General features: G+C 72.6%; 6 protein-coding genes. All 6 read left to right on the top strand.

Annotation, left to right across the window (positions count from 1 at the left end):
- Positions 1-29: 29 nt before the first annotated feature.
- Positions 30-2,384 (top strand): sodium-translocating pyrophosphatase, encoded by a 2,355-nt coding sequence (locus tag ACFXKZ_RS11325; protein ID WP_379998932.1) that lies wholly within the window; start codon positions 30-32, stop codon positions 2,382-2,384.
- A gap of 147 nt (positions 2,385-2,531) precedes the next feature.
- Entirely contained in the window at positions 2,532-3,302 is a 771-nt protein-coding gene (locus ACFXKZ_RS11330) for a hypothetical protein (protein ID WP_379998934.1), read from the top strand.
- Positions 3,303-3,329: 27 nt separating this feature from the next.
- Positions 3,330-4,862: a methyltransferase gene (locus ACFXKZ_RS11335; RefSeq protein WP_379998936.1), complete on the top strand. Its 1,533-nt coding sequence runs from the start codon at positions 3,330-3,332 to the stop codon at positions 4,860-4,862.
- Positions 4,863-5,296: 434 nt separating this feature from the next.
- Complete coding sequence (gene topA, locus ACFXKZ_RS11340) at positions 5,297-8,167, top strand: type I DNA topoisomerase (protein WP_379998938.1); 2,871 nt, start codon at positions 5,297-5,299, stop codon at positions 8,165-8,167.
- 199 nt (positions 8,168-8,366) lie between these two features.
- A complete protein-coding gene (gene tmk, locus ACFXKZ_RS11345) occupies positions 8,367-11,576 on the top strand; it encodes a dTMP kinase (RefSeq protein ID WP_379998940.1) in 3,210 nt (1,069 codons plus the stop codon).
- A gap of 227 nt (positions 11,577-11,803) precedes the next feature.
- Positions 11,804-12,988: a DNA polymerase III subunit delta' gene (locus ACFXKZ_RS11350; protein ID WP_379998942.1), complete on the top strand. Its 1,185-nt coding sequence runs from the start codon at positions 11,804-11,806 to the stop codon at positions 12,986-12,988.
- Positions 12,989-13,167: the final 179 nt, after the last annotated feature.

The following is a 13,167-nucleotide window of genomic DNA, read 5'->3' on the forward strand; positions in this document are numbered from 1 at the left end:
CTGAAAGTGCTCCTAGCCAAGGAGGACGAATGTCCGGGATCCACCCCTCCGAACTCCAACTCGCCTCGGACGTGTCCGTGTCCGGCGGCAATCTCACCTATGTCGTGATCGTCGCGGTGATCGCCCTCGGTGCCCTGGGCGTCGCCGCCGGACTCGTGCGTCAAGTGCTCGGCGCCGACGAGGGCACCGATTCCATGCGCCGGATCGCCGGCGCGATCCAGGAAGGCGCCGCGGCCTACCTCACCCGGCAGTTCCGCACCCTCGCCGTGTTCGCGGCGGGTGTCTTCTTCCTGCTCATGCTGTTGCCGGCCGACGACTGGAACCAGCGGATCGGCCGCTCGCTGTTCTTCCTGGTGGGCGCGGTCTTCTCGGCGGTCACCGGCTACGTCGGCATGTGGCTCGCGGTGCGCAGCAACGTGCGCGTGGCCGCCGCCGCCCGAGCCGGCACCGGCGGCCGGGACACCGCGATGCGGATCGCCTTCCGCACCGGCGGCGTCGCCGGCATGTTCACCGTCGGCCTGGGCCTGTTCGGCGCCGCGCTCGTGGTCATCCTGTACCGGGAGAACGCGCCCAAGGTGCTGGAGGGCTTCGGCTTCGGCGCCGCGCTGCTCGCGATGTTCATGCGGGTCGGCGGCGGCATCTTCACCAAGGCCGCCGACGTCGGCGCCGACCTGGTCGGCAAGGTCGAACAGGGCATTCCCGAGGACGACCCGCGCAACGCCGCGACGATCGCCGACAACGTCGGGGACAACGTGGGCGACTGCGCGGGCATGGCCGCCGACCTGTTCGAGTCGTACGCGGTCACCCTGGTCGCCGCGCTGATCCTGGGCAAGGCGGCGTTCGGCGACGCGGGCCTGGTCTTCCCGCTGATCGTGCCCGCCATCGGGGTGCTGACCGCCGTGGTGGGCATCTACACGGTCGCGCCCCGCGCGGGCGACCGCAGCGGGATGAGCGCGATCAACCGGGGCTTCTTCGTCTCGGCGGTCATCTCGCTGGTCCTGGTCGCGGGCGCCGCGTTCCTGTACCTGCCGAGCAAGTTCTCGGACCTGGACGGGCTGACCGACCAGGAGATCCTGGCGCACGACGCCGACCCGCGCGTGTTCGCGCTGGTGGCGGTGCTGATCGGGATCGTGCTCGCCGCGGTCATCCAGCAGTTGACCGGCTACTTCACCGAGACCAGCAGGCGACCGGTGCGCGACGTCACCAAGACCTCGCTGACCGGTCCGGCCACGGTGATCCTCTCCGGCATCGCGCTCGGCCTGGAGTCGGCGGTGTACGCGGCGGTGCTGATCTCGGTCGCGGTGCTCGGCGCGTATCTGCTCGGCGCCGGCATCGTCATGCTCGCGCTGTTCGCGGTGGCGCTGGCGGGCACCGGTCTGTTGACCACGGTCGGGGTGATCGTGGCCATGGACACCTTCGGGCCGGTCTCCGACAACGCCCAGGGCATCGCGGAGATGTCCGGCGACGTCGAGGGCGAGGGCGCGCAGGTGCTCACCGAACTCGACGCGGTCGGCAACACCACCAAGGCGATCACCAAGGGCATCGCCATCGCGACCGCCGTGCTCGCGGCGACCGCGCTGTACGGGTCCTACCGGGACGCGGTGAGCACGGCAGTGGACGAGGCGGGCGGGCTGAAGGACGCGTCCAAGCTCACCTCGCTCTCGTTCGCCACCGACATCACCCAGCCGAACAACCTGGTCGGGCTGATCCTGGGCGCGGCCGTGGTGTTCCTGTTCAGCGGCCTGGCGATCAACGCGGTCTCCCGCGCGGCGGGCGCGGTGGTCTTCGAGGTGCGCAACCAGTTCCGCACCCGACCCGGGATCATGGACGGCAGCGAGTTGCCCGAGTACGGCCGGGTGGTCGACATCTGCACCCGCGACTCGCTGCGCGAATTGGCCACGCCCGGACTGCTCGCGGTGATGGCCCCGATCGCGGTCGGCTTCACCCTGGGCATCGGGCCGCTGGCCGCGTTCCTCGCCGGGGCGATCGGCACCGGCACCCTGATGGCGGTGTTCCTGGCCAACTCCGGCGGGGCCTGGGACAACGCCAAGAAGATGGTCGAGGACGGCAGCTACGGCGGCAAGGGCTCGGCCGCGCACGAGGCCACGATCATCGGCGACACGGTCGGCGACCCGTTCAAGGACACCGCCGGACCGGCGATCAACCCGCTGCTCAAGGTGATGAACCTGGTGTCGCTGCTGATCGCGCCGGCGGTGGTCAAACTGAGCATCGGCGCGGACGAGAACGGCGCCCTGCGGGCCCTCGCGGCGGCCTTCTCGGTCGTGGTGATCGTGGGCGCGGTCTGGTACAGCAAACGCAAGTCGGTGGTCGTCGGCGACAGCGACGGCGACCGTGAGGGGCAGCCGACCAAGGCGGCGGCCTGATCCCCCGATCCGAGGTACGTACGGGCGCGGAACCGGAGAAACCGGGACCGCGCCCGTGCCGCGTTCGGGCCCGCGGTTTGACCGGACACCTTCACGCTGTGCGAGTCTGCGTCCGGCTCCGAGGGAAGTCCGAACGAAGGTGGAAGCGTGTCGAGGAAGTTCCTGGTGGTCTCCGCGCTGGTCCTGGCGTCGGCCCTGACCGCGTGCGGCGGCGGCGACGGCAAGAGCGACGAGGACAAGAAGAAGCAGGCCGACCTGAAGGCGTGGGCCGCCAAGGTCTGCGCGACGGAGGTCACCGCGCGGATCGACGAGGCCCGGGCGGCGCTCGCCGACGTGGACAAGGTGGTCCCCAACGAGCCGCCCACGACGCTGCGCACCCGGCTCGCGGTGGACGTGTCCCGGCTCGCGGACGCGGACAACGCGCTGGCCGACGCGATCGACAAGGCGTCCATACCGGCGGTGCCCGACGGCGCCACACTGCGGATGTCCGTAGTCGACGAACTGCGCAACGCGGCCAAGGGCTGGACCGGGATCCAGCACCGGATCGAGGGCTTGGCGACCGACCAGCAGAACACGTTCGCCGACGGGCTGCGCTCGCTGGGACCGGAGATCGACGCGCTGCGGGCGTCCTCGAACACCGCGCTGAACAAGCTGCACCGCGGCGAGGCGGGCAAGGCGCTCGCGTCGGTGCCGGGCTGTGCGGCGGGCAAGGCCGATGTGATCCCGACCGCGCCGGCGACCTCCGCGCCCACCACCGGCGCGTCCCCGAGCGGCACGCCGAAGGGGTCCACGGCGCCGAGTTCGACCGCCCCGTCCGGATCCACCGCGCCGAGCAGCCCACCGCCGTCGAGCGCCGGCACGGGCTCCTCGTCGCCGCCCCCGAGCGGCACCACGAGCGCGCCGCCGGCGACCGGCTGACGTTCCGGCCGACCGGTAGCGGGCAGGATGGTGCGCGTGACGATGAACGACACCTCACAGGTGGCCCGCCTCCGCGAGGCCCTGATCGCGGCCGACTACACCGTCGACGGCTGCCTCGACGCGCTCGGCCCGCAGGCGTACGCGGCGCTGTCGCGCGGTGAGACCGTGCCCGCGCTGCGCGCGCTGCGGGCCGACGCGGCGAGCCCGCTCGCGGTGCTGATCCGGATGTTCCTGCTCCAGACCTCGGCGCCCGAGGCGCACGTGCGGCGCGCCCTGCCGCTCGAGGAGGCGCTCGCCGGGGGCCTGCTGGCGCGCGACGGCGACGCGGTGCGGCCGCTGGTGGACATCCGGCCCTACGGCGAGGCGGACACCGACTGGTGGGTCGTGTCGGACCTCGGCGCGGGCATCGGCGGGGTCAACGGCCCGGTGCGCGCCGACCACGTGCTCGGCATCGGCGGCGCCTCCACCACGCTCGCCGGGATCACCGTGCGCGAGCCGGTGGGCCGCGCGCTCGACCTGGGCACCGGGTGCGGCGTCCAGGCCCTGCACGCGTCGCGCCACGCCGAATCGGTGCTGGCCACCGACGTGAACAAGCGAGCGCTCGACCTGACCCGGCTGACCATGGCGCTGTCCGGGGTGGGCAACGTCGGCCTCGCCGAGGGCAGTCTGTTCGAGCCGGTCGAGGGCGAGCGGTTCGACCTGATCGTGTCCAACCCACCGTTCGTGATCACCCCGGTGGGTGAGCGGTACACCTACCGCGACGCGGGTCTGCCCGGCGACGAGGTGTGCCGGCTGCTGGTCGCGCAGGCGCCCCGCCACCTCGCCGAAGGCGGCTACTGCCAGCTGCTGGCCAACTGGCAGCACCTGCGCGGACAGGACTGGCAGGATCGGCTGGCCGCCTGGCTGGCGCCGACCGGGTGCGACGCGTGGGTGGTCCAGCGCGACGTCCAGGACCCGGCGCAGTACGCCGAGTTGTGGTTGCGCGACTCGGGCGACCACCGCGGCGAGGCGTACGCGCAGCGCTACGACGCGTGGCTGGCGGCGTTCGAGCGCGACGGCGTGGAGGGGATCGGATTCGGCTGGATCACGCTGCGCGCGTCGGGCGCCGACACGCCGACGGTGCACATCGAGGACTGGCCGCACACGATCGAACAACCGCTCGGCGCGGAGGTGCACGCCTGGTTCGACCGGCAGGACCGGCTCGCCCGGACGGACGACGACGGGCTGCTCGACGTCGCCTTCCGGCTCGCGGAGCACGTGGTCCAGGAGCAGACCGGCGCGCCCGGCGCGGAGGACCCGGAGAGCGTGGTGCTGCGTCAGCGGCGCGGGATGTGCCGGGCGGATCGGGTGGACACGGTCGGCGCGGCCCTGGCCGGGGCCAGCGACGGGCGGCTTCCGGCCGGCGTCATCGTGGACGCGATCGCCCAGTTGCTGGAGGAGGACCCGGCCGCGCTGCGCGACGCGGTGCCCGGCGAACTGCGCGGTCTGGTGGCCGACGGATTCCTGCTCTTTCCCGAGGCCGGCGACGCTCCGTCGGCGCAGTCGCGCACCGCCGACTGAGCGCGGCTTGGCCCGGTGCACCGTGATCCGGGCCGACACGCCTGTACAGTCGCAGGTGTTGTCCCCACCGGATGCTCCTTGCCGTTGCCAAGAAAATGTGTTGTATGGAGGCGGCGGCTCCCGACTCGGCCGCGAACCACGCTCGGCCGCGAACCAACGGGGTCGGGAGGCGGGAACCGCGATGCGCGCGTTACCGTTCGAGGGGCGTGGGACCCGGCCGTCGGAGTAATCGCCGGATCCGGGGGGACCGTCCGGACGGACAGCCGCGCCGGGACGACTTTGCGACGCAAGCCGAGCAGCACCGGTTTGACACGCGGGGCCGACCACCGGTCACGCTCCGCCACAGGTCGACCGCAATGTGAATACGAAGCCGCAGTACGGCCGTGCCCGATCGGGCTCGGCCGCAGCCGACGACGATGGAGAGAGAAGCGAAGGTGTCCCCGAGCAGCGAGACCGCGCGCGACGGCCTGAGACTCGTCATTGTCGAGTCCCCGGCCAAGGCGAAAACGATCAAGGGCTATCTCGGCCCCGGTTACGTGGTCGAGGCGAGCGTGGGACACATCCGCGACCTGCCCAACGGCGCCGCCGAGGTGCCGGCCGAGTACGCCGGCAAGCCGTGGGCCCGCCTGGGTGTCGACGTCGACGCCGACTTCGAGCCGATCTACGTGGTCAACGCGGACAAGAAGGCTCAGGTCGCCAAGCTCAAGAAGCTCCTCAAGGACGCCGACGAACTCTTCCTCGCGACCGACGAGGACCGCGAGGGCGAGGCCATCGCCTGGCACCTGCTTGAGGTCCTGCGGCCCAAGGTGCCGGTGCACCGCATGGTGTTCCACGAGATCACCAAGGACGCGATCCGCACCGCGGTGAGCAACCCGCGCGAGCTCAACCAGCGCCTGGTCGACGCGCAGGAGACCCGGCGCATCCTGGACCGCCTCTACGGCTACGAGGTCTCGCCGGTCCTGTGGAAGAAGGTCGGCCCGCGCCTGTCGGCCGGCCGCGTGCAGTCGGTGGCCACCCGCCTGGTGGTCGAGCGCGAGCGGGAGCGCCGCGCGTTCACCTCGGCGTCCTACTGGGACCTGCTCGGTGTGTTCGGCACCGGCCGCCCCGGCGACCCGACCGACCCGAGCACGATGAACGCGCGCCTGGTCTCGCTCGACGGCAAGCGGGTCGCCTCGGGCCGCGACTTCGGCCCCGACGGCAAGCTCAAGAACGCCGGCGTGCTCCAGCTGGAGGAGGCCGGCGCCCGGGCGCTGAGCGCCGCGCTCGAATCCGCCGCGTTCTCGGTGCGCGCCGTCGAGCGCAAGCCTTACCGCCGCTCCCCGTACGCGCCGTTCCGCACCACCACGCTCCAGCAGGAGGCCTCGCGCAAGCTCGGCTACGGCGCGAAGCGGACCATGCAGGTCGCGCAGAAGTTGTACGAGAACGGCCACATCACGTACATGCGTACCGACTCCACCACGCTCTCCGACACGGCCGTCACGGCCGCCCGGGCGCAGGTGCGGGACCTGTACGGCGCCGAATACCTGCCGGACGCGCCCCGGGTGTACGCCGGCAAGGTCAAGAACGCGCAGGAGGCGCACGAGGCGATCCGTCCCTCGGGCGAGAGCTTCCGCACCCCGGCCGAGACCGGTCTGTCCGGCGACGAGTTCCGGCTGTACGAGCTGATCTGGATGCGCACCGTCGCGTCGCAGATGAAGGACGCGATCGGCCAGTCGGTCACCGTGCGCATCGGCGGCGTCGCCCAGGGCGCGGACCTGCCCGGGCGGGACGCGGAGTTCACCGCGAGCGGCAAGATCATCACCTTCCACGGCTTCCTCAAGGCCTACGTCGAGGGCTCCGACGACCCGGACGCGGAGCTGGACGACCGCGAGCGCCGGTTGCCGATGGTCACCGAGGGCGACGCGCTCAGCGCCGATCAGCTCACCCCGGAGGGCCACGCGACCAAGCCGCCGGCCCGCTACACCGAGGCGTCGCTGATCAAGGAGCTGGAGGACCGGGAGATCGGTCGCCCGTCGACCTTCGCCTCGATCGTCGGCACCATCCTCGACCGCGGCTACACGTTCAAGAAGGGCACCGCGCTGGTGCCGTCCTTCCTGGCGTTCGCGGTGGTCGGGCTGCTCGAGGGCCACTTCGCCACGCTGGTCGACTACGACTTCACCGCGAAGATGGAGGACGACCTCGACCGGATCGCGCGCGGCGAGACCGAGGCCGTGCCGTGGCTGCGCAGGTTCTACTTCGGCGACGAGAGCCGGCCCGACGAGGACCACCTCGGCGGCCTCAAGGCCCTGGTCACCGACCTCAGCTCGATCGACGCCCGCGAGGTCAACTCGTTCCCGGTCGGCGAGGGCATCGTGCTGCGGGTGGGCCGCTACGGCCCCTACGTCGAGCGCGGCGACCGGCGTGCCGACGTACCCGACGACCTGCCGCCGGACGAGTTGACCGTGGCCAAGGCCGAGGAGCTGCTCGACAAGCCCAGCGGCGACCACGAGCTGGGCATCGACCCGGTCAGCGGCCACATGATCGTGGCCAAGGACGGGCGCTACGGCCCGTACGTGACCGAGGTGCTGCCCGAGCCCGAGGCCCCCGCCGCGCCCGCCCCGGCCGCGGACGGCGCCAAGCCGGCGAAGAAGACCGCCAAGAAGACCGCCGCGAAGAACGGTCCCAAGCCGCGCACCGCGTCGTTGTTCAAGTCGATGTCGTTGGACACGGTGACCCTCGACGACGCGCTGCGGCTGTTCACGCTGCCGCGGGTGGTCGGCAAGCACCCGGAGACCGGGACCGAGATCACCGCGCAGAACGGCCGCTACGGCCCGTACCTCAAGATGGACACCGACTCGCGCTCCCTGGAGACCGAGGACCAGTTGTTCACGGTGACCCTGGAGGAGGCGCTGGCGATCTACGCCCAGCCCAAGGCGCGTGGTCGGGCCGCGGCCAAGCCGCCGCTCAAGGAACTGGGCTCCGACCCGGTCAGCGGCAAGGCGGTCACGGTCAAGGACGGCCGGTTCGGCCCGTACGTGACCGACGGCGAGACCAATGCCACGCTGCGCGCGGGCGACGCGGTCGACACGATCACCCCCGAGCGCGGCTACGAGCTGCTCGCGGAGAAGCGGGCCAAGGGTCCGGCGAAGAAGACGGCGAAGAAGGCGGCGGCCAAGAAGGCGCCCGCGAAGAAGGCGACGGCGACGAAGACCGCCGCGAAGAAGACGGCCGCGAAGAAGTCCGCGGCCGACGGCAAGACCACCAAGGCCGCCGCCGCGAAGGCGACCGCGAACGCCGGCGCGAACAACGCCGCCGACAAGGCGTGACGCGGTAGGACCGAGGTAGGGATGTCCCGGTGGGGACGTTCCTGGTACGCATCGATCGGGCGGCGCCGGCGGGATCCGGCGTCGCCCCGGTCGGTTGCGGCGACGACCGCGGGCCCTGTGCTACGGTCCCGCCGCCGGAACACGGGGATCCGGTCCAGGTTGCCGTTTCCCGTCAGATGACGACGTTAGGGTTCTCCGTATGACGAACGCGGAGCAGCAAGCGCCGGATTCGGCGATACCGCCCCGTCAGGTCGAACCGACGGAGAGCGTCGGGGGCGTGCTGAGCATCCGCCCGTTCCGGCGCTTTTGGTTCGCGGTCGCGGCCTCCGCGCTCGGTGACTGGCTCGCGCTCCTCGCGCTGACCTCGGCCGCGCTGTGGACGGTCGAGGGCGACTACCGCAAGCACGCCACGGCGGTCGCAGTGGTGTTCGCGCTGCGGATGGTGCCGGCCGCGCTGACCGCCTCGGTGGCGGGCGCGATCGTGGACCATCTCGATCGGCGCTGGACGCTGGTCACGTGCGACGTGGTCCGGGCCCTGGTGCTCGTGTCCGTGCCGTTCGTGGACCGGATGTGGTGGATCTGGGGCGCGACCGCGGTGGTCGCCGTGATCGGCGCGCTCGCCGGGCCCGCGCGGGACGCCACCGTGCCCAACCTGGTGCCCCGGCAACGGCTGGGCACCGCCAATCAGTTCAACCTCGTGACCTCCTACGGCGCGGCCCCGGCGGCGGCGCTGTTGTTCATCCTCGGCGCGCTGGTCGGCACCGCGTTCTCGCACGACGTGTCGATGTTCGTCGAGCACCCCTCGAACCTGGCGTTCTACCTCGCAGGCGCGGTGTTCCTGCTCGCCGCGGTCTTCGCGTTCCTGATCCGGATGCCCACGCGCGGGCGCTCGGTCAGCACTCGGCGGCCCAATCCGTTCAAGGTGCTCGCCGACGGACGCCGGGTGTTCGGCCACGGCCGGACCGCGCGCGGTCTGATCGTCGGGATGGTCGCGCTGTTCCTGGCGGGTGGCGCGCTGGTGTCCACCGCGCCGCTGCTCGTGGTCGGGCTGCACGCGGGCAACGCGGCGTACGGCACCGTGTTCCTGATGCTCATCGCGGGTGTCAGCGCGGGCATGTTGTGGGGCCCGAGGGTGGTGCCGGCGTTCAGCCGGCGGCGGCTGTACGGCATGGCCGTGATGTGCGCCGGGCTGACCCTGCTGATCCTGGGCGCGGTCGCCAACGTGGTCATGGCAGCGGTGCTCGCCGCCGTGCTCGGGGTGTTCGCGGGCGTCGCCTGGGTCACCGGATACACCATGTACGGCCTCGACTTCGGCGAGGACATGCGGGCCCGGGCCTTCGCGTTCGCCCAACTCATCGTGCGCGTCGTGCTGTTCGTGGCGCTGGTGGCCGGGCCGATTGCCGCGGGCTACGTGGGCGTGCGTTCGTGGGTGGTCGCGGACCGGTTCACCTTCGACTACAGCGGCGCCGCGTTGGTCCTGGGCGGCACCGGCGTGCTCGTGGTGATCCTGGGCTGGATCGCGCTGCTGAGCGTGGACGATCGGCGCGGCGTGCCGATCCTGCGCGACCTGGCCGCGGCGACCCGCAACGAGGACCACATCACCGGCCGACCGGCCGGCGCCACCGGCTTCTTCATCGCCCTGGAGGGCGGCGAGGGAGCGGGCAAGTCGACCCAGGCCAACGCGATCGCGGCCTGGATACGGGCCAAGGGCCACGAGGTGGTGGTCACCCGCGAGCCCGGCGCGACCGAGGTCGGCAAGCGGCTGCGGGCGATGTTGCTCGACCTGGACGGCGAGCCGGTCGACCCGCGCACCGAGGCGCTGCTGTACGCGGCGGACCGGGCCGAGCATGTGCAGACCGTGATCCTGCCCGCCCTGCGGCGCGGCGCGATCGTGATCAGCGACCGCTACATCGACTCCTCGATCGCCTACCAGGGCGCCGGGCGTTCGTTGGGCGCGCGCGAGATCGGCCGGGTCTCGCGCTGGGCCACCGACGGTCTGCTGCCCGACCTGACCATCCTGCTCGACCTGGACCCGGCGGTCGGACACGCGCGCTTCACCGAGGCGCCCGACCGGATCGAGTCCGAGTCGAGCGAGTTCCACCTGCGGGTGCGGCACGCGTTCCTGGACTTGGCCGCGCACGACCCGGACCGCTACCTGGTGGTGGACGCCGACCAGGAGCCGGACGCGGTCACCACGCCGATCCGGCACCGGCTCGACCGCGAACTCCCGCTCTCCGAGCAGGAGAAGCGCCAGGCGCTGGAGCTGGCCAAGCGGATGCGCGAGGAGGACGCCCGGCGCAAGGCCGAGCAGGCCGCCCGGGACGCGGAGAAGGCCGCGCTGATCGCCCGGTTGCGGGCGGAGAGCGAGGAGCGCCAGCGGCAGGCCGAACAGGCCCGGCTGGACGAGGAGTCGGCCCGGCTCGCCGAGGAGGAGCAGCGGTACGCCGAGGAGCAGGCCCGTCGGATCGCGGCCGAGGCCGACGAGCGGGCCCGCGCCGCGGCCGAGGCGGCGGAGGAGGCCCGGCTGCACGCCGAGTCGGAGCGACGCCGGCTGGCGCTGGAGGCCGAACGACGGGCCGAGGAGCAGCAGCGGCTGGCCGAGGAGGCCAAGGCCCGGGCCGAGGAGGCCAGGGTGCGCGCCGAGGAGGAGGCCGAGCGCCGGGACGAGCAGCGCCGCCGGCTGGAGGAGGCGTCGGCGCTGCAGGCCGAGCAGGCGCGGGCCAGTGCCGAGGAGGAGCGCGAGGCCGCCCTGGAGCGGCAGCGGTCGGCCGAGGAGGAGCGCGAGCGGCTGGAGGCCGAGGCGGCCCGCGAGGTCGAGCGCATGCGCGCCGAGGAGGCCGTGCGGGTGGCCGACGAGCGGCGGCACGCCGAGGAGCGCCGCCGGGCGGAGGACGCCCTGCGCCGCGCCGAGGCGGATCGTCGGCGGGCCGAACGGGAGGCGTCCCGGGCCGCCGAGGCCGCCGCGTCGGCGCGGGCGCGGGCCGCGCAGGAGGCCGCCGCGCTCGCGGCGGAGGCGGGCCCGGTGCCGGACACGGACATGGTCGAGACGCCGGTGCACGGCATCAGGCGCCCCGACCCCGCCCTCGCGGACACCCCCGTGCACGGCATCCCGAAGGTGTCGCCGGACGACGCCGACACCACCGAATTGCGGCAGATCCGGTTGCGCGAGGCGGCCGAGGACACCCGGGAGATCCCGCAGGTGAGCCTGGACGAGACGCACGCGCTGCCGGTGCTGACGCCGCCGGCCGCCGGGAGTCAGTCGCTGGCGGACGATCTGCTGGGGCCCTGGAAGGCCGAGGACGACGCGGACGCGGACGCGGCCGAGGGTGGCGACGCGGAGGGCTCGTCCGCCGCGGACTCGGCGCAGGAGGCGGGGCGCAAGCGACGTTGGCGTCGGAACAAGTCCTGACGCACGGTCCGACGCGTGGGTCGGGTGACCCGACCCACGCGTCGGACCTGTAGGTCCGACCTACAGGTTCGATCTACAAGTCCGACCTAGAGGTTCGACCTACAAGTCCTGACCCCGGGTCCCGCCGGGGTGTCGCGGACGAGCGGTACCGGGGTGACGTGGCGTCGATTGTCACGGCGCCCCGGTACGGTCGTATCGGGCACACCGGAACGAGGAGACAAGAGCGCGTGACCGTCTGGGACGACCTCGTCGGGCAGGATCGGGTCGCCGAGCAGCTGCGCACCGCGGCCGGCGCGGCCCGGGCGGTGCTCGCGGGCGAGGGCGTCGGCGGGATGACCCACGCGTGGTTGTTCACCGGCCCGCCCGGGGTGGGTACGGCGACCGCCGCGCGCGCGTTCGCGGCGGCGTTGCAGTGCGTCAGTCCCGATCTGGCGCTCGGCGCCGAACCGGGCTGCGGACACTGCGACGGCTGCCACACCGCGCTCACCGGCACACACGCCGACGTCGACGTGGTCGCCACCGAACTGCTCTCGATCGGCGTCAAGGAGACCCGCGACCTGGTGCGCCGCGCGGCGATGACGCCGGCGGGCGGGCGCTGGCAGGTGATTGTCCTGGAGGACGCGGGGCGGCTCACCGAGGGCGCGGGCAACGTCCTGCTCAAGGCGATCGAGGAGCCCGCCGACCGCACCGTGTGGCTGCTGTGCGCGCCGTCCCTGGAGGACGCGCTGCCCACGATCCGCTCGCGGTGTCGCCATGTGGCGCTGCGTACTCCGCCCGCCGGGGCGGTGGCCGATCTGCTGATGCGCCGGGACGGGATCGACCCGGCGATGGCCGCGTTCGCCGCGGCGGCGTCCGCCGGCGACATCAAGAGCGCTCGCCGGCTGGCGCTCGACGAGCAGGCCCGGGGGCGGCGCGCCGATGTGCTGCGGATCCCGATGGTGGTCGGCGACATCGGCTTGGCGATGGCCGCCGCACAACGTCTGGTGGACGCGGCGGCGGAGGACGCGAAGCAGGTCGCGGCGGATCTGGACGGGCGCGAGACCGAGGATCTGCGGGCCGCGCTCGGCGCGGTCGGCGGCGGTCGTATGCCCAGCGGTACGGCGGGCGTGATGAAGGAGTTGGAGAACAAGCAGAAGAAGCGCGCCACCCGTACCCAACGCGACTGCCTGGACCGCGCGTTGGTGGACCTGACCGGCTTCTATCGGGATGTGCTGGCGCTGCAGTTGCGGGCCGCGGTCCCGTTGGCCAACGACGTGTTGCGGGCGGACCTGGACACGGTGGCCCGAACGTCCACGCCGGAGGCGACGCTGCGGCGGATCGAGGCGATCCTGGCCTGCCGGCGGGCGATCGACGCCAACGTCGCGCCGCTGCTCGCGGTCGAGGCGATGGTGTTGACGCTGCGGACCGGCTGAGGCCGTACCGACCCGGGATGAACGCCGCTTCACTCCTTGGAGCGGAGGTGTTCGCCGGACGGAACCCGAAACCCCCACCCGGACGTCATCGTGGGAGAGTTCCCGGGAACATGCGGGAACTGCGGGAACTGCGGGAACATTGTGACGGGTGAGGCTCGGAAGGACGGTGCGGGGTTGCG

Source organism: Embleya sp. NPDC059237, assembly GCF_042754105.1.
Lineage (GTDB): Bacteria > Actinomycetota > Actinomycetes > Streptomycetales > Streptomycetaceae > Embleya.